This is a genomic window from Blastococcus saxobsidens DD2 (genome assembly GCF_000284015.1).
Lineage (GTDB): Bacteria > Actinomycetota > Actinomycetes > Mycobacteriales > Geodermatophilaceae > Blastococcus > Blastococcus saxobsidens_A.
Genome location: NC_016943.1, coordinates 3,154,569 through 3,172,002, shown reverse-complemented (window position 1 = coordinate 3,172,002; position 17,434 = coordinate 3,154,569). Strand labels below are relative to the sequence as shown.

Here is a 17,434-nt window from a genome sequence, read left to right as displayed (position 1 = left end):
GGTCACCGCTGCGGCAGGATCGGCGTCGTGACCCCGCCCCGTGCCGCCACCCCGGCTTCTCCGGACCCGCGTGCGCTGCTGGAGCTCGCCGTCTCGGCCGCCCGGGAGGCGGGGGCCCTCGTGGCCCGTGGCCGCGACACCGCAGCCCGGCACGTGACCACCAAGTCGAGCCCGGTCGACGTCGTGACGGCGGTGGACGCGGCGAGCGAGGAGCTCCTGGTGCGGCGTCTGCTGGAGGCCCGCCCGGACGACGGGGTGCTGGGGGAGGAGGGCGCCGCCCGGGACGGGACCAGCGGGGTCCGCTGGATCGTGGACCCGATCGACGGGACGGTGAACTACCTCTACGACGTCCCCGCCTACGCGGTGTCCGTCGCTGCGGAGGTCGACGGCGTGGTGACCGCCGGGGTCGTGCTCGACGTGGCCACCGGGGGCCTCTTCAGCGCGACGGCCGGCGGGGGGGCGGAGCTGGCGTCGCCCGGTCGGCCGGTGCGCCGGCTCACGGTCAACCGCCCGGGGGCACTGGACCGGACGTTGGTCGCCACCGGCTTCGGGTACCGGGTGGAGCAGCGGCGCGCCCAGGGAGCGGTCGTGGCACGGCTGCTCCCGCAGGTGCGTGACATCCGGCGGTTCGGCAGTGCCGCCCTGGACCTCTGCGCCGTGGCCGCAGGGCGGGTCGACGCCTACTACGAGCTGGACCTCAACCCGTGGGACCACGCGGCGGGCGCGCTGGTGGCCGCGGAGGCCGGGGCGGTCGTCACCGGCCTGTCCGGCGGCCCGGTGGGCGACCCGATGGTGATCGCGGTGGCCCCCTCCGTGGCCGGCCCCTTCCTCGACCTGCTGGCCGAGCTGCACCGCTGAGGCGACGCTCTCAGCAGGCGGTGTCCGCCTCCTCCTCCGCAGGCGTGAACGCCGCGGCGACCTCCTCCGGCGTGGCCATGCTGTCCGGGAAGACGAACTCCGGCCCGAGGACGATGTCCACCACCGCGTCTGCCCGGGTGTCGCGGTACGTGCCCGCCCCGGGCACGAAGACCGCGAGGAACCGGGCGGCGTCCCGGCCGCGGGGGCCGTACCGGACCTCGCCCACTCCCTCGACCTGCCGGTCGGTCGGGTCGTTGGCGACCTCCCCGACGGTGAATCCGCGCGCCCGCAGGTCCTCGGCGACGCTCTGGGCCAGCCCGCCGGTGTCGGTGGCGTTGAAGACGCGCACCGAGACGGTGGCGGGATCCAGCTGCGGCGGCGCCTCCTCCGCGGATTCACACGCCTGCGCCGCCTCGGCCCGCTGCGCCCGGTCCTCCTGGATGACCGTCCACCACACGGCCCCGGCCGCCAGCGCCAGCACCAGCAGGAAGATGAGCGGCGGCAGCGGGCGCCGCCCGCTGCGTGGGCGCACCGCAGGGCGCACGGAGCGCTCGGTCACGGTGACTCCTCGCGGGTTGCGGGGCGCGGCGCGGAGGGTGCGGGCGCCTACGTCCTGGTGCGGGCGGCTGTCGGTCCGAGCTTAGGGGCCGCGGGGCGGCCTAGATCGAACCGTCCTCCAGCGCGGCGCGTCCCAGCTCCACGCACGGGTCGATGCGTTCCGCGTAGCCGCTGGTGTCCTTGCCCGCCATCGCCCCGGCCGCCGAGCGGGCCAGGATGCCCGCGATGATCGCGGCGAACTTGAAGAAGCCGAACGCCACGTACCAGTTCAGGGCCGACAGGTCGGTCCCGGTGCGCGCCGCGTAGCGATCGGCCACCTCCCGCCTGGTGGGGAAGCCGGGCAGGGTGGTCACCGGGCTCTGCGAGGAGGGACGGTTCTCGCCGGCCTCGGGCCAGTAGACGAGCATCATCCCGAGATCGGTGAGCGGGTCGCCGAGGGTGGACATCTCCCAGTCGAGGACCGCGGCGATCCGGCCGGGAGCGGCCGGGTCGAGCAGGCAGTTGTCCAGCCGGTAGTCGCCGTGCGTGATCCCGGGCCGCTGGGTGACCGGCACCGTCGCGGCCAGCCGGGCCGCCAGCGCGTCGAGGTCGGGGCGGTCGCGGTCGCGGGTCGCCTCCCACTGCGTCGTCCAGCGGCGGACCTGGCGGGCCACGAAGCCCTCCGGCCGGCCGAAGTCGGCCAGCCCCACGGCGGCGGGGTCCACCGCGTGCAGGTCGCCCAGCGTGTCGACGAGCGCGTCGCCGATCGCCCGGCGCTCGGCGGGGGAGTCGGCGTACCCGGCCGGGAGGTCCCGCGCGACGTGCACCCCGGCGACCCGCTCCATCACGTAGAACGGTGCGCCGAGCACCGCGGGGTCCGTGCACAGGTGCAGGGTCCGGGGCACCGGCACGGGCGTCGGCCCGAGTGCGGAGATCACCCGGTGCTCCCGCGCCATGTCGTGCGCGGTGGCCAGCACCGCGCCGGTCGGGGGTCGGCGGAGGATCACCGCATCGTCGGGCGGACCGCCTTCCGGCGTCACCACGTAGGTGAGGTTGGACATGCCTGCCGCGATCAGTTCGACGGTCACCGATCGCCAGCGCTCGTGCCTCAGCACAGCGGCCAGATACGGGCCGACGACGGCTGGATCGGCACCCGGAGAAGTCGCCACGGCGGCAGGGTAACCTCTGGCGCTCCCCAGCCCACCCGACCGTTCCCGGTGCCCGATGTGTCACCTGTCCGGAGGCGGGCACAAATCGGTGCCGGACGGCGTTGGGGGGCCTGCCGGCTTCACCGCGAGGAGGAGCCGGTGAGACGTGGACGGGCGCCCCGGCAGCGGGCTGCTCCCACACCGACCACCGATCGCCCACCGGCGACCGGCCCAGGACGACGGCGCGCACCCCGCGCCGCGTCAGACGAGCGGGCACGACGCCCGCGACGACCCCGGAGGAGGGGCACACCCATGGCCACCGACTACGACGCCCCGCGCCGCAACGAGACCGACGAGCTGGGAGAGGACTCGCTCGAGGAGCTCAAGGCACGCCGGGCCGAGGCCCAGTCGGCGTCGGTCGACGTCGACGAGACCGACTTCAACGAGAACCTGGAGCTGCCGGGCGCCGACCTCTCGAACGAGGAGCTGACCGTCCGGGTCCTGCCCAAGCAGGAGGACGAGTTCACCTGCTCGCGCTGCTTCCTGGTGCAGCACCGCAGCCGGCTGGCCGCCACCCGTGGGAACCAGGTGTTCTGCCGCGACTGCGCCTGAGCCGCCCCCTGACCCCCGCCACGCGCAGGCTCGCGGCGGAACCCTGCGGGGGAGCCGGCTGAGGAGGGACGACCGATGACCGGAGGCCCGCGGACCGGTGCGCCGCGTGACGTTCCGGCCCCGCGGCCGGTGCCGGCTCCGCCGACGCCGACCGGGGCCGAGGACGGCCCGCTGGCGCGCGCCGGCCGGGCGGTCGCCGAGGCGGTCGCCGGCCTGGCGGGCACGGGGGCGGAGAGGACGGGCGCCCAGAAGTCCGCGGGCAGCGGGCTGCGGGACGTCGTGGGGGCCGTCGCAGGCGCGGTGGCCGGCGCCTTCGGCAGCGGGTCCGGGGCCGACGGAGCACCCGGCGCGCGGCCGGCGGACACCGGTCGCACGGGGGTCGGCGAGGACCGCAAGCCGGGTGCGCTGCTCGGCGACCTGCTCGCCGCCGCGGTGCCCCGGCTCCCGATCCGCGACGGCACCCGGATCCGGGCGGCCCACCCCGGGGCGACCGACGCCGAGATCGCCGAGGCGCTGGTCCAGCGCGCCGCCCGGGTCACCTCCGGGATCGGCGCCGCCACCGGGGGGTTGTCCGCGGCGCACTGGTTCGCGCCGGCGTCCCTGCTCGCCGTCCCGCTGGAGCTCGGCGCGGAGACGGTCCTCGTCGCCGCCGTCGAGGTCGTCCTCATCGGGGAGCTGCACGAGCTGCACGGCCGGCCGGCGTGCGGCGACGTGGCCGAGCGGGCGCAGGCCTATCTGCGCAGCTGGTCCGACCAGCGCGCCGTCGTCGGTACGCCGGGGGCGGACCTGGGGTCGCTGCTGGGTACCGCGGGCCTGCGGGCCCTGCGCCGCCGGATGACCCGGCGGCTCGCCGGCGCGGTGCCGTCGGTCGCCTCGGTGCTAGTGGGCGCCGCGCTGTCCAGCCGCGGCAACCGCCGGGCCACCGAGTCGCTCGCCCGCCGCATCCTGGCCGATCTGCGCCGGCCACCGGCCTGAGGGCGGGCTCCCCGGCCTCCCTGCAGGAGCCGGCCGCGAGCGTGCGCGCGGTGGGGCGCAGTGTGGTCCTTATAGGGTCGCGGTCGTGCCCGAACCCTCCGCCGAGCTCGACGTGCCGGTCCTGCTGGCCGTGCCCGACGGTGCGGTCCCGCGCTATGCGGTGGCCGGGGATGCCGGCGCCGACCTGACCGCGGCCGAGGACGTCGAGCTCGCCCCGTTCGAGCGGCGGCTGGTCGGTACCGGGGTCGCCGTGGCCATCCCCGAGGGCTATGCCGGCTTCGTCCACCCCCGCTCGGGGCTGGCCCACCGGCTGGGCCTGAGCATGGTGAACGCGCCGGGGACCATCGATGCGGGGTACCGGGGCGAGATCAAGGTCAACCTCATCAACCTGGACCCGACCACGCCGCTGCGGCTGTCCCGCGGCGACCGCATCGCCCAGCTGGTCGTCCAGCCGGTGGCCCGGGCGCGCTTCGTGCCGGTGGCCGAGCTGCCGGCCAGCGAGCGCGGTGCGGGTGGGCACGGCTCCACCGGCGGGTACCGGGCGGCGGCGCCCGGATCCGGCGACACTCCAGCACTCGAGGGGCGGAACTGACATGCCGTTCGGACGGCGCCGCAATCGGATCGACCGGAGCCTGCGGGAGCGCGGGGTCCCGCCGGAGGCGCAGCAGCGGGTCCGTGACATCCCGGAGACGACCGGACCCTGGGACGAGGCGGACGCCCCGGACGACGGCGTGACCCGCATCGACCTCGGCGCGATCCGGCTGCCCGCGCTGCCGGGCATGGACCTGCGGGTGGAGCTCAACCAGCAGCAGAAGGTCATCGGCGCCACCCTCCGGCACGGCGGTTCCCTGCTGCAGGTCGCGGCGTTCGCGGCGCCGCGGGCGGCCGGGATCTGGGACGACGTCCGCGCCGACCTGGCGCGCACGGCCTCCGGGCAGGGAGCGTCCCTGCGCGAGGTCGAGGGGCCGTTCGGCATCGAGCTGGCCGGGACCGTCGTCGCTGCGCTGCCACCGCAGCCCGGGCAACCGGCCGCGCAGCCGGTCCGGCGGCCGGCCCGCTTCCTCGGCATCGACGGCCCCCGCTGGTTCCTCCGGGGGCTGCTCAGCGGCTCGGTCGCCGAGGGCGGCGAGGCGGAGGCCGCGGCGCTGGAGACGGCGTTCCGGGGCATCGTCGTCGTCCGGGGGAGCGAGCCCATGCCGGTCCGCGAGCCGCTCCCGCTCGCCCTTCCGGCGCAGGCCGCGGCGCAGTTGGCCGCGCAGCAGGTGGCCCGGCAGGCGACGCAGGAGCAGCAGGCGGCGCAGCGCCAGGCGGCCCAGCAGCAGGCGCAGCCGCCGGCCGGTGGCGCGGGTCCCGACGCCGGCTGAGTCGACGCGACGCAGCCGACACCGGTCCGCGGCCGCCTGCGCGGCGCACCGCACTACGCTGGTCGTCGTGACGGAGACCCGATCGGCGGGCTGGTGGTCGCGCACGCTGCAGCGACTCACCGCCGACGACCACACCATCGACGCCCAGCAGCTGCGGGCCGACACGGCCAGTGCCGGCTGCGAGTCGGTCAGTTCCTGCCGCAAGGGTGCGGTGGTCACGGTGACCGGACGGCTGAAGTCGGTCGTCTACACCCCGCGGGAGACCGTGCCGACGCTGGAGGCCGAGCTGTTCGACGGCTCCGGTTCGGTGACGTTGGTGTGGCTGGGGCGGCGCCGGATCCCGGGGATCGAGCCCGGGCGGTCGCTGACCGCGCGAGGCCGGTTCGCCGCCTTCGACGGCCGCCAGGTCATCTACAACCCTTGGTACGAGCTCTGTTCCGGCTGACCCGGGCACGTCGGGTAGCTCCCGCCGCCGGCGGGCCGGAGATCGTCGAACAGGGGGGACGAGGGTGACCGCAGCAGGTCCGCCGGCCGGTGACGAGCAGGGCCACCGGACGGACGCCGGTGCGGACGCGCCCCGATCGATGTTCGACCGCGAGGAGCTGCTCGGCCAGCTCGGCGGCTGGCGCGGCATGGTCGACGTCACCCTCCCCACGCTCACCTTCGTGGTGGCCAACGGCATCGGCGGGCTGCGGGCCGGCATCTGGGCGGCGGTGGGTGCCGCGGTGCTGGTCTTCATCCTGCGGCTGGTCCGCCGGGAGAGCACCCAGCAGGCGGTCAGCGGCCTGCTCGGGGTCGCCATCGCCGTGGCGATCGCCGCGGCGTCGGGGGAGGCCCGCAACTTCTACGCCCCGGGCATCATCCGCAACGCCGGCATCGGCGTGGTGCTGCTCGTCTCGGTGCTGGTGCGCTGGCCGCTGGTCGGGGTGGTCGCCGAGTTCCTGGCGCCCAGCCACCTCGGCGGCCTGGCCGCCGGTGGGGTTGCCGGTCTGCGCGGCAAGGGTGGTACCGCGGCACCGGTCGACGCGCCCGCCGATGGCGGCGGCCGGCCGCGCAGCGCCGACCCGGCGCCGGAGCGGCACTGGCGCGAGGACCGGCGGATGGTCCGTGCCTACTCCTGGCTGACCGTCCTGTGGGCCGGGACCTTCCTCCTGCGGGTCGCGGTGCTGGGCCCGCTGTACCTGGCGGACGAGGAGGACCTGCTCGGCGTGGCCTCGATCGCGCTCGGCCTCCCGGTGACCGCGGTCGCGCTCCTGGTCACCCTGTGGGCCGTCTCCCGGCTGCACCGCCACCGCGCGCCGTCGGTGGACGACCCTGCCGTCTGAAGAAGGACCCCGTCCTCCGCACCCCTCGCATGCTCGGGGCGAGCCTCCGGACGGGGCCTTCAGGCTCCGGCGCTGCCCGGACCGCCGGGGGCGAACACGTACTGCAGTTCCTCCTCGGTCTCGCCGTGCGAGACGAACAGCAGCTCGTCCCCGCTCTCCAGCGGCTCGTCCGGCGACGGGGTGACCACCCGGTCGCCGCGGAGGATCGCGGTCAGGACCGTCTCGCGGGGCAGCGGCACCTCGCGCAGCGGGTGGCCGACCCACGGGGTGTCGTCCCCGAGGGTGATCTCCACCAGGTTGGCCGCGCCCTTGCGGAAGCTCATGAGGCGGACGACGTCGCCCACGGTCACCGCCTCCTCGACCAGTGCGGCCAGGACCCGCGGGGTCGAGACGGCGACGTCGACACCCCATGCCTCGGTGTAGAGCCACTCGTTGCGCGGGTCCTTCACCCGGGCGACGACGCGGTTGACGGCGAACTCCGTCTTGGCCAGCAGGGAGACGACCAGGTTGGCCTTGTCGTCCCCGGTCGCGGCGACGACGACGTCGCAGGTGGCCAGCTGGGCCTCCTCCAGGGAGGAGACCTCGCAGGCGTCGGCCTGCACCCACTCCGCACCGGGGACCGAACGGGTGCGGACCTTGCGGCCGTCCTTCTCGATCAGCATGACGGTGTGGCCGTTCTCCAGCAGCTCGCCGGCGATGGACCGCCCGACGGCACCGGCCCCGACGATGGCGACGCGCATCAGTGCTCGCTCCCCTGGGGACCGCGGTCGATGACCTCGTCCACGCGGGCGGTGAGGTCGTCGGTGGCCGCGACGACGAGCTGGTCGCCGTCCTGCAGGACCGTGGTGGGCGTGGGCAGCTGCGCCTCGCCGAACCGGACCAGCCAGGCGGCGCGCGCGCCGGTGGCTGCCTCGAGGGCGGCCAGCTTCCGGCCGACCCAGCCCTCGGTGACGGTGACCCGCATGAGCAGCACCTTCCCGGTCGGTTCCCGCCACAGCTCGCTGACCTTGACCGACAGCAGCTCGCGCAGGAGCCGGTTCACCGTCCACGGGACGGTCGCCACGCTCGGGATCCCCATGCGCTCGTAGACCTCGGCCCGCTTCGAGTCGTAGATGCGGGCCACGACGTGCTGGACGCCGAAGGTCTCCCGCGCCACCCGGGCGGAGATGATGTTGGAGTTGTCGCCGCTGCTGACCGCGGCGAACGCGCCGGCGGAGTCGATGCCGGCGTCGAGCAGCGTCTGCCGGTCGAATCCCAGCCCCGTGACCTGCCGGCCGCTGAAGTCGGGGCCGAGCCGCCGGAAGGCCTCGGGATCCTGGTCGATCACCGCGACGCTGTGGCCGATCTGTTCCAGGCGCCGGGCGATGGCCGAGCCGACGCGGCCGCAGCCCATCACGACCACGTGCACGTGTCACTCCCCGCAGATCCGGTCGCGCGGGCGTCGTCCGCCCGCGCATTCCGGCCGCGAAGCTACACCCGCGCGGACCCCGCGAACCCGTGGGCGTCCCGCTTCCCCCCGTCGGGGCGGGGTGGGCCGGGTCACCCCCTCCGGCGGCCCCGGCGTCCGTACCATCGCCGCCGTGCCAACCCTGTCCGACCTCGGACAACTACCGAAGCGACTCGTCCTCGGCCGCCCGGTCCGCAGCGACCGCGCCGGGGAGTCGCTGCTCCCCAAGCGGCTCGCGCTGCCGATCTTCTCCAGCGACCCGCTCTCCTCCGTGGCCTACGCCACGCAGGAGATCCTCATCGTCCTGACCCTCGCCGGCACCGCGTACCTGTACCTCACCCCGTGGCTGGCGGCCGGGGTGGTCCTGCTCCTGGCCATCCTGGTGCTGTCCTACCGCCAGGTGGTGCGCGCCTACCCCTCCGGCGGTGGTGACTACGAGGTCGCCCGGCGCAACCACGGCCCGTTCGCCGGGCTGGTCGTGGCCAGCGCGCTGCTCATCGACTACGTGCTGACCGTCGCGGTGTCGGTCGCGGCCGGCACCGACAACATCATCTCGGCGTTCCCGTCGCTCGACGCCCACCGGGTGCTCATCGCGCTGTTGCTGATCGCGGTCCTGGCGGCGGCCAACCTGCGCGGGGTTCGCGAGTCGGGGCGGGCGTTCGCCGCCCCCACCTACCTCTTCGTCACCGCCATCCTGATCATGGTCGGCACCGGTCTGGTCCGGCACTTCTTCACCTCCGCCGATGTCGTGGCCGAAAGCGCCGGCTACGCCGTGACCCCGGACGCCGGCTACGGGGAGGCGGGGGCGCTCGCGCTGGTGCTCCTGGCCCTGCGGGCCTTCGCCTCGGGCTGCACCGCCCTCACCGGGGTCGAGGCGATCGCCAACGGCGTGCCTGCCTTCCGCCCGCCGAAGAGCCGCAATGCGGCCGCCACGCTGGCCCTGATGGGCGGGCTGGCGGCCGTCATGTTCCTCGGGGTGAGCTCGCTGGCTGTCGTGGCCGGTGTCACCTACACCGAGGACGCCTGCGACCTCGTGGGCTTCGCCGACTGCGCGACCGAACCGCAGCGGACCGTCATCGCCCAGCTGGCCGCGGCCACCTTCGGCGGCTCCTCGGTCGGCTTCTTCGTGGTGCAGGCCGCGACCGCGCTGATCCTCCTGCTGGCGGCCAACACCGCGTTCAACGGCTTCCCGCTGCTGGGCTCCGTCCTGGCCGAGGACCGCTACATGCCCCGCCAGCTGCACACCCGCGGCGACAAGCTGGCCTACAGCAACGGCATCCTCCTGCTGGCCGGGTTCGCCGCGCTTCTCGTGCTGATCTTCGACGCCTCGGTCAGCCGGCTGATCCAGCTCTACATCGTCGGGGTGTTCACCGCGTTCACGATCGGCCAGTGGGGCATGGTGCGGCACTGGAACCGGGAGCTGCGCGGCGCACGGGACCGCGCGGCCCGGTCCCGGATGCGCTGGTCCCAGGCGATCAACCTCGTGGGCGGCTCGTTCACCGGCATCGTCCTGGTGATCGTCGTCGTCACGAAGTTCACCAACGGCGCCTGGCTGGTGATCGCCTCCATGCCGGTGCTCGTCGTCCTCATGAGGGCGATCAACCGGCACTACTGCAACGTGGCCGACCAGCTGGTCCCTGACGCCGACTCGCGCACGCTGCCCAGCAAGGTGCACGCCGTCGTGCTCGTCTCGAAGGTGCACAAGCCCACGCTGCGGGCGCTGGCCTTCGCGCGGGCCACCCGCCCCGATGCGCTGACCGCGCTGACGGTCAACGTCGACGACGAGGAGACCCGCGCCCTGCAGGCCGACTGGCAGCGCTTCGACATCCCGGTGCCGCTGACCGTCCTCGAGTCGCCGTACCGGGACGTCCCCCGCCCGGTGCTCGACTACGTGAAGGGGATCCGCCGCGACAGCCCGCGGGAGCTGGTGGTGGTGTTCGTACCGCAGTACGTCGTCGGCCACTGGTGGGAGAACATCCTGCACAACCAGACCGCCCTGCGGCTCCGGGCCCGGCTGCAGTTCCAGCCCGGCGTGATGATCACGACCGTGCCGTGGCAGCTGGAGAGCACGGCCGGCCACGAGGACGACGAACGCCGGGACGGCCCGGCCCCGGGCGACCTCCGCCGTGGCCTCACCGACGATCCGGTGGACGTGAGCCCGTATGGCTGAACGACGGCGCGCCGATCGCCGGGGCCGTCGGCCGGCGCCCCCGCGGGAGGACCGCGGCGGCGGCTGGACCGGCCGGGAGTTCGAGGTCGAGGTGGGCGCGGTCGCGCACGGCGGGCACTGCGTGGCCCGGCACGAGGGGCGGGTCGTGTTCGTCCGGCACAGCCTGCCGGGCGAGCGGGTCGTGGTCCGGGTGACCGAGGACCGCCACCCCGGCTTCTGCCGCGCCGACGCCGTCGAGGTGCTGACGGCGGCGCCCGCCCGGGTCGAACGGCCGTGCCCGTACAGCGGTCCGGGGAAGTGCGGCGGCTGCGACTGGCAGCACGTCGACCCGGCGGAGCAGCACCGGCTCAAGGCCACGGTCGTCCGGGAGCAGCTGGTGCGGCTCGGCACGCTGGACGCCGGCGATCCCGTGGTCGCCGGTCTCGCCGTCGAGCCGCTGCCCGGCGGCGCGCTGCGCTGGCGCTCGCGGGCCCGGTTCGCCGTCGACCGCACCGGGGCGCCGGGGTTGCGCCGGCACCGGTCGCACGACGTCGTCGTCCTCGACGACTGCCCGATCACCGTCGAGCCGGCCGCCGCCGCGGTGCTGAGGCGGAGCTGGCCGGGGGCCGGCGCGGTGGACGTGTCGATCGACTCCACCGGCGCGGTGACCACCACCCGGCTGGACCGGCGCGGTCGTCCGCAGTCGGCCGCGGTGCTGCAGGCGGGGGAGGAGCTGCCCGCAGCGCCGGCCGGCCGCGCCGAGCGGCGGGCCGGGGGCCGGGACTGGGAGGTCGAGGGCACCGGCTTCTGGCAGGTGCACCCGGCCGCCGCGGACGCGCTCGTCGCGGCCGTCGCCGAGTTCGCGGCGGTCCGGCCGGCGGAGAGCGTGCTGGACCTCTACGCCGGGGTAGGCCTGTTCGGGGGCGCGCTCGCTCCCGCAGCCGGCGGGCAGGGCCGGGTGGTGTGCGTGGAGTCCGACCCGGCAGCGTGCGCGGCGGCCGACGCGAACCTCGCCCACCTGCCGCAGGCGGAGGTCTGGCAGGGCGAGGTGGAGGCCGACGGGCTGACCGAGCTGCTCGCCGAACTCGGTTCGGCCCCGGACGTCGTCGTCCTGGATCCGCCGCGCGCCGGTGCCGGCCCGGCGGTGAGCCGGCTGCTGGCCGGTACCGGGGCGCGCGCCGTCGTCTACGTCGCCTGTGATCCGGCGGCGCTGGGCCGGGACGTGGCCGCCTTCACCGGGGCCGGGTACCGGCTCGCCGCCGTCCGCGGTTTCGACGCCTTTCCGATGACCCAGCACGTGGAGTGCGTCGCGCTGCTGGTCCCCGCCGGGCGGTAGCCGGCCCCTCCCGTCCGCTGCCGGTACCTGCGGTACGGCCATTGGATACCGTCTGGGGGTGCCCACGTGGGAATACGCCTCGGTCATCACCGCCAACGACGCGGAATCGCAGCGGGCCGGTGTGAGCGTCAAGCTCCCCGGTGGTCCGTCGGAACGGCAGCAGGGGGACACCAGCTCGGTCCTGAACAAGCTCGGCGCGGAGGGGTGGGAGCTGGTCAACTACCACTCCAGCGGCGCCGGCACCTGGGGCTTCGAGCAGTTCTGGCTCAAGCGGCAGACCGGCTCCTGAACACGGGCGTCGCCGGGCGACCCTGAGGGGCTGCGGCACCTCGTCGAACGCTTGTTCGATGCGTGCGGCAGAATGGCCGGGTGGACGCGACGCTGCCGCCGGGCTGGCCCGAGGAGGTGCGCCCGCCGGGGGCGCCCGACTGGGAGCACACCGCGGTCGTCTGGCTGTTCGACCTCGTTCCACCGGACTACCGCGCGCACGAGGTGCTCCGCCGGTACCCGGTGCTGCTCGCCCGGTTCGCGGCCGACCACGTCTCGGCCGGCCTGGAGGCCGCCCGCACGGGGTGGCGGACCCTCCGGGTCGAGCTGGCCGACCAGTTGCCGGCCGAGGCCGTCGAGGCCGCGATGGTCGCCTACGAGCGCGAGGGTGCGCGGCTGGCGGCGGCCGCCCGTGGGGTGGAGGTCGTGGCGGGGGCGCTCCGCGGGGAGCGGTGGGTCCCGCGGCTGTGAGTGCATCCGGTCGGACCGCTCGACCGGAAGTCCTGGGAAACCGCGGTTACAGTGGGTCGGCGGCTGCCGAGCAGCTGCCGCCCGACCGAGAGGACACCGCCGCACCGTGCCGCTCCTGCGATCGCTGCGGGGCCCCGACGATGTCAGGGCCCTCCCGTCCGAGACGCTTCCCGCCCTCGCGGCGGAGATCCGTGACGCGCTGGTCACCAGCGTGGCCAAGACCGGTGGTCACCTCGGTCCCAACCTCGGCTGCGTCGAGCTGACCATCGCGCTGCACCGGGTCTTCGACTCCCCGCGCGAGCCGATCGTCTTCGACACCGGCCACCAGTCGTACGTGCACAAAATGCTCACCGGCCGGGTCGAGGGCTTCCAGCGGCTCCGCCAGCGCGGTGGGCTGTCGGGTTACCCGAGCCGGGCCGAGAGCGAGCACGACTGGGTCGAGAACAGCCACGCCTCGACGTCGCTGTCCTACGCCGACGGGCTGGCCAAGGCCTTCGCCATCCGCGGCGACAAGCGCCCGGTCGTCGCCGTGGTCGGCGACGGTGCGCTCACCGGCGGCATGGCCTGGGAGGCGCTGAACAACATCGCGGCGGCCCAGGACCGCCCGCTGATCATCGTGGTCAACGACAACGGCCGGTCCTACTCGCCGACCATCGGCGGCGTCGCCGACGCGCTGGCCACCCTGCGGCTGCGGCCCGGCTACGAGAACGCGCTGCTCCAGGTGCGCCAGGCGCTGCACAAGGCCCCGGTCGTCGGCTCGGCCCTCTACGACGCGCTGCACGCGATCAAGAAGGGCCTCAAGGACGTCCTGTCCCCGCAGGGCATGTTCGAGGACCTCGGCCTCAAGTACGTCGGCCCGGTCGACGGGCACGACATCGAGACGGTGGAGTCGGCGCTGCGCCGGGCGCGCTCGTTCGGCGGGCCGGTCATCGTGCACGCCGTCACCACCAAGGGCTTCGGTTACCCGCCGGCCGAGACCGACCAGATCGACGCGTGGCACGCGACCGGGGTCTTCGACCCGGACAGCGGCGCCAGCGTCCGCAAGACCGGGCTCGCCTGGACCGATGCCTTCTCCGACGAGCTGGTGCGCGTCGGTGCCGAACGGCCAGACGTCGTGGCGGTCACCGCGGCGATGCTGCACCCGACGGGCCTGGCGCCGTTCGCCGAGCGGTTCCCGGAGCGGACCTTCGACGTGGGCATCGCCGAGCAGCACGCGCTCACCTCGGCGGCCGGCATGGCGATGGCCGGGCTGCACCCGGTCGTGGCCGTCTACTCGACCTTCCTCAACCGGGCGTTCGACCAGCTCCTCATGGACGTCGCGCTGCACCGCCAGCCGGTGACCGTCGTCCTCGACCGCGCGGGCGTGACCGGCGACGACGGTGCTTCGCACAACGGCATGTGGGACATGTCGATCCTGTCCGTGGTGCCCGGCCTGCACCTGGCGGCACCCCGCGACGAGTCGACGCTGCGCGAGGCGCTGCACGAGGCGGTCGACATCGCCGACGCGCCGTCGGTCATCCGCTTCCCCAAGGGTGTGCTGCCCCCGGACATCCCGGCGCTGGAGCGGCGGGGGCCGGTGGACGTCCTGCGCCGGGGGGAGCGGCCGGACGTCTTGCTCGTCGCAGTCGGGTCGATGGTGCCGATGTGCCTGGCGGTGGCCGAGCGGGCCGCCGACCACGGCATCGAGGTCACCGTCGTCGACCCGCGGTGGGTGCTGCCGGTCGCCGACCAGCTCGTCTCGCTGGCGTCCGGTTACCGGCTGGTGGTCACCGTCGAGGACGGCGGCCGGGCCGGGGGAGTGGGCACCACGCTCACCCAGGCGCTGCAGGACCGAGACTGCGACGTGCCGGTACGCACCGTGGGCCTGCCGCAGCGGTTCTTCGAGCACGGCAGCCGCGGCCAGGTGCTCGCCGACGTAGGACTGACCGAGCAGGACGTCGCCCGGCGGATCGCCGAGTGGACCGCCGTGCTCGCCGAGCGCGCGGAGGACCGGGCGGCCGTCGCCGAGCCGGCCGTGGAGGAGCGGGCATGACCGTCATCGCCGAGATCCAGGTGGCGCCCTCGCCCCCCGGCACCGCGGAGAACCCGCACGCGCACGTGGAGGCGGCGATCGCCGTCATCCAGGCCTCCGGGCTCCGCTACGAGGTCGGCGCGCTCGGCACCACGCTCGAGGGCGAGGCCGACGAGGTCTGGGGTACCCTGCGGGCCGCGCACGAGGCGATGCTGGCCGCCGGCGCCACGGCCGGGCTCTCGCACATCAAGATCGCTTCGGTGAACCGCACGATGGACAGCCTCACCGCCAAGTTCCGCTGACCCACCCTGTTGATCAGGTCACCTGATCAACAGGGGTCCTGGCTCACCGTCGACAGTGAGCCAGGATCCCTCATGCTGAGCCAGGACGGCGTCAGGCGGGGAGCGAGGCCGCGCCCTCCGGCAGGAACCGGGCCCCGGTGACCTGCTCCGAGACCCCGGCGCGGTCCAGATAGGCGCAGATGCCGCCAGCCAGAACGGCCACCCGGCGCCGAGGATCATGCACAGGTCTCGCGGATCCAGCGGACGACCAGGTCGTCGGCGCGCGTCGCGGCGTAGCTGCCCTTCGGTCCGGCCTTGCCGAAGGGGGTGCGTGCGCCGTCGACGAAGACGACCTCACGCAGCGAGTGGAACCTGGGGTCTCCGCGGAACTCGACACCGCCGGGCAGGGGCCGCGCAGGAGTCGAGTCCCCGTCGGTAACCGGCCGCCCACGGCAGCTTCCACGCGAGGGTCCGGGGTGCTGTGGTCACGGTCCGGCAACAGCCGAGGGGGGGCCGTTGCGGTGTCGCGCGACCGGCGCGCAAGATGACGCGCTGGAATTTATCTGTAACCCCAACGAATAGAGGTCCCCTCATGGCGCGACGGCGCACTGTGACGACGGCGATCGCAGCAGCCATGGTCTTCGGCCTGGCTGCGTGTGGTGGCGACGACGGCGGCGACGCCGGCAGCGGCGGTGGCGACACCGGCGGCGGGGAGGCGGCCGGCAAGGTCGGCGTGATCCTCCCCGACACCGCCTCCTCGGCCCGCTGGGAGTCGGCCGACCGCCCGCTCCTCGAGGCCGCCTTCGAGGAGGCCGGTGTCGAGTACGACATCCAGAACGCGCAGGGCGACGCCCAGCGGATGGCCACCATCGCCGAGCAGATGATCACCGAGGGCGTGACCGTCCTGGCGATCACCAACCTCGACTCCGCCTCCGGTGCGGCGATCCAGCGCCAGGCCGAGCAGCAGGGCGTGCAGACGATCGACTACGACCGGCTGACGCTGGGCGGCGAGAGCGACTTCTACGTCTCCTTCGACAACACCGAGGTCGGTCGCCTCCAGGGCGAGGGCCTGGCCCAGTGCCTCGGCGACGAACCGGCGAACATCGCCTTCCTCAACGGCTCGCCGGACGACAACAACGCGACCCTCTTCTCCCAGGGTGCACACGAGGTCCTCGACGAGATCGACGCCTACACGCAGGTCGCCGAGCAGGCCGTCCCCGAGTGGGACAACCAGCAGGCCGCCACCATCTTCGAGCAGATGTACACCCAGGCCGGCGGTGACATCCAGGGCGTCCTGGCCGCCAACGACGGCCTGGCGAACGCCGTCGTCTCGATCCTGGCGCGCAACAACGTGGCCGGGCAGGTGCCGGTGACCGGGCAGGACGCCACCGTCGAGGGGCTGCAGAACATCCTCGCCGGCAACCAGTGCATGACGGTCTACAAGCCGATCGCCGAGGAGGCGCAGGCCCTGGCCGACCTGGCCGTCGAACTGGTCAGCGGTCAGGAGCCGACCGTCGCCGGCTCGGTCGAGGACCCGGAGGGCGGCCGTGAGGTGCCCTCGGTCCTGCTCGAGCCGGTCTCGATCTTCCGGGACAACGTCAAGCAGGTCATCGACGACGGCTACCAGAGCGCCGCCGACGTCTGCACCGGCGAGTTCGCGGCTGCGTGCCAGGAGCTCGGTATCTCCTGAGCCGTCCGGGCCGGGGCATCCGCCAGCCGGGTGCCCCGGCCGTCTGCTCCTGCCCTGCGGGTCCCGGTGTGCCGGCACCAGCAGGGCGTCAGACTGTCGCCCTCCGGTCCGTCCCGCGACCGGCCCCCTGCAGGAAGGACGCATCGGTGTCCACAGCGGAACCGACCTCGACCACCACGACCCTCGACCGGCCGACGCTGAGCCTGCGCGGGGTCACCAAGAGCTTCGGGGCCGTCCAGGTCCTGCACGACGTCCACCTCGACGTCTATCCCGGCAAGGTCACCGCACTGGTCGGTGACAACGGCGCGGGCAAGAGCACCCTGATCAAGGGCATCGCCGGTATCCACCCGTTCGACTCCGGAGAGATCGAGTTCGAGGGCAAGCAGGTCACGCTGCACGGCCCCCGGGACGCCGCCAAGCTCGGTATCGAGGTCGTCTACCAGGACCTCGCGCTGGCAGACAACCTCGACGTCGTCCAGAACATGTTCCTGGGCCGTGAGCGCAAGCGCGGGATGCTGCTGGACGAGCAGTCCATGGAGCAGGCCGCCCGGGACACGCTGACCAAGCTGTCGGTGCGGACCCTCAAGTCGGTGCGCCAGCTGGTCTCGAGTCTGTCCGGCGGTCAGCGGCAGACCGTCGCGATCGCCAAGGCCGTGCTGTGGGAGTCCAAGCTGGTCATCCTCGACGAGCCGACAGCGGCGCTGGGTGTCGCCCAGACCCGCCAGGTGCTCGACCTGGTCCGGCGGCTGGCCGACGCCGGGCACGCCGTCGTCCTGATCACCCACAACATGGTCGACGTCTTCGAGGTCGCCGACCGCGTCGCAGCGCTGTACCTGGGCCGGGTCGCGGCGGACATCCCGATCGACCAGGTGGACCGGACCCAGGTCATCGAGTTGATCACCTCTGGCCGCTCCGGTGACCTGGGCCTCTCGGCCGAAGACCTCGAGGACTGAGAGGACCATC

The 17,434-nt window shown here is 74.2% G+C and carries 19 protein-coding genes; 15 read left to right on the top strand and 4 right to left on the bottom strand.

Annotated elements, in window-relative coordinates; translation table 11 throughout:
- Positions 1-27 precede the first annotated feature (27 nt).
- Entirely contained in the window at positions 28-858 is an 831-nt protein-coding gene (locus BLASA_RS15040; protein ID WP_014377046.1) for an inositol monophosphatase family protein, read from the top strand.
- A gap of 10 nt (positions 859-868) precedes the next feature.
- Here the strand turns inward: BLASA_RS15040 and BLASA_RS15035 are convergent, their stop codons facing one another.
- Both BLASA_RS15035 and BLASA_RS15030 read right to left on the bottom strand, forming a co-directional pair.
- Positions 869-1,417: a LytR C-terminal domain-containing protein gene (locus BLASA_RS15035; RefSeq protein WP_014377045.1), complete on the bottom strand. Its 549-nt coding sequence runs from the start codon at positions 1,415-1,417 to the stop codon at positions 869-871.
- A 100-nt stretch (positions 1,418-1,517) separates the two neighbouring features.
- The gene (locus BLASA_RS15030; RefSeq protein WP_014377044.1) at positions 1,518-2,564 is read right to left on the bottom strand and encodes a phosphotransferase family protein; all 1,047 of its coding nucleotides are present in this window, start codon (positions 2,562-2,564) and stop codon (positions 1,518-1,520) included.
- A gap of 291 nt (positions 2,565-2,855) precedes the next feature.
- Here BLASA_RS15030 and BLASA_RS15025 point away from each other — a divergent pair, with 291 nt between their 5' ends.
- The 6 genes from BLASA_RS15025 to BLASA_RS15000 all read left to right on the top strand — a co-directional run bounded on the left by BLASA_RS15025 (position 2,856) and on the right by BLASA_RS15000 (position 6,819).
- Positions 2,856-3,155, top strand: a complete 300-nt coding sequence (locus BLASA_RS15025) for a DUF4193 domain-containing protein (RefSeq protein WP_014377043.1) — start codon at positions 2,856-2,858, stop codon at positions 3,153-3,155.
- A 75-nt stretch (positions 3,156-3,230) separates the two neighbouring features.
- A complete protein-coding gene (locus tag BLASA_RS15020) occupies positions 3,231-4,130 on the top strand; it encodes a hypothetical protein (protein WP_014377042.1) in 900 nt (299 codons plus the stop codon).
- A gap of 85 nt (positions 4,131-4,215) precedes the next feature.
- Entirely contained in the window at positions 4,216-4,722 is a 507-nt protein-coding gene (gene dut / locus BLASA_RS15015) for a dUTP diphosphatase (protein WP_014377041.1), read from the top strand.
- A 1-nt stretch (position 4,723) separates the two neighbouring features.
- Positions 4,724-5,494: a DUF3710 domain-containing protein gene (locus tag BLASA_RS15010; protein ID WP_014377040.1), complete on the top strand. Its 771-nt coding sequence runs from the start codon at positions 4,724-4,726 to the stop codon at positions 5,492-5,494.
- 67 nt (positions 5,495-5,561) lie between these two features.
- Positions 5,562-5,939: an OB-fold nucleic acid binding domain-containing protein gene (locus BLASA_RS15005; protein WP_014377039.1), complete on the top strand. Its 378-nt coding sequence runs from the start codon at positions 5,562-5,564 to the stop codon at positions 5,937-5,939.
- 64 nt (positions 5,940-6,003) lie between these two features.
- Complete coding sequence (locus BLASA_RS15000) at positions 6,004-6,819, top strand: DUF3159 domain-containing protein (protein WP_231839466.1); 816 nt, start codon at positions 6,004-6,006, stop codon at positions 6,817-6,819.
- 59 nt (positions 6,820-6,878) lie between these two features.
- Here BLASA_RS15000 and BLASA_RS14995 read toward each other — a convergent pair whose 3' ends face one another.
- Together BLASA_RS14995 and BLASA_RS14990 are read right to left on the bottom strand one after the other, a co-directional pair.
- Complete coding sequence (locus BLASA_RS14995) at positions 6,879-7,559, bottom strand: potassium channel family protein (protein WP_014377037.1); 681 nt, start codon at positions 7,557-7,559, stop codon at positions 6,879-6,881.
- Complete coding sequence (locus tag BLASA_RS14990; protein WP_014377036.1) at positions 7,559-8,227, bottom strand: potassium channel family protein; 669 nt, start codon at positions 8,225-8,227, stop codon at positions 7,559-7,561. Before BLASA_RS14990 ends, BLASA_RS14995 begins: the two co-directional genes overlap by 1 nt.
- Before the next feature lie 172 nt (positions 8,228-8,399).
- Between BLASA_RS14990 and BLASA_RS14985 the strand changes: the two genes are divergently transcribed.
- The 8 genes from BLASA_RS14985 (at position 8,400) to BLASA_RS14950 (ending at position 17,424) form a co-directional block, all read left to right on the top strand.
- Entirely contained in the window at positions 8,400-10,436 is a 2,037-nt protein-coding gene (locus BLASA_RS14985; protein ID WP_014377035.1) for an APC family permease, read from the top strand.
- Entirely contained in the window at positions 10,429-11,751 is a 1,323-nt protein-coding gene (locus BLASA_RS14980) for a class I SAM-dependent RNA methyltransferase (RefSeq protein WP_014377034.1), read from the top strand. The genes BLASA_RS14985 and BLASA_RS14980 overlap by 8 nt, the downstream gene beginning before the upstream one ends.
- A gap of 58 nt (positions 11,752-11,809) precedes the next feature.
- Positions 11,810-12,040 (top strand): DUF4177 domain-containing protein, encoded by a 231-nt coding sequence (locus tag BLASA_RS14975; RefSeq protein ID WP_014377033.1) that lies wholly within the window; start codon positions 11,810-11,812, stop codon positions 12,038-12,040.
- Between the two features lie 80 nt (positions 12,041-12,120).
- Entirely contained in the window at positions 12,121-12,489 is a 369-nt protein-coding gene (locus BLASA_RS14970) for a hypothetical protein (protein WP_014377032.1), read from the top strand.
- A gap of 106 nt (positions 12,490-12,595) precedes the next feature.
- Positions 12,596-14,521 (top strand): 1-deoxy-D-xylulose-5-phosphate synthase, encoded by a 1,926-nt coding sequence (gene dxs, locus BLASA_RS14965; protein ID WP_014377031.1) that lies wholly within the window; start codon positions 12,596-12,598, stop codon positions 14,519-14,521.
- Complete coding sequence (locus BLASA_RS14960) at positions 14,518-14,802, top strand: thiamine-binding protein (protein ID WP_014377030.1); 285 nt, start codon at positions 14,518-14,520, stop codon at positions 14,800-14,802. The genes dxs and BLASA_RS14960 overlap by 4 nt, the downstream gene beginning before the upstream one ends.
- A 571-nt stretch (positions 14,803-15,373) precedes the next feature.
- A complete protein-coding gene (locus tag BLASA_RS14955) occupies positions 15,374-16,471 on the top strand; it encodes a sugar ABC transporter substrate-binding protein (protein ID WP_014377028.1) in 1,098 nt (365 codons plus the stop codon).
- Positions 16,472-16,617: 146 nt separating this feature from the next.
- Positions 16,618-17,424 (top strand): ATP-binding cassette domain-containing protein, encoded by an 807-nt coding sequence (locus BLASA_RS14950; RefSeq protein WP_014377027.1) that lies wholly within the window; start codon positions 16,618-16,620, stop codon positions 17,422-17,424.
- The last annotated feature ends 10 nt before the right edge of the window (positions 17,425-17,434 follow it).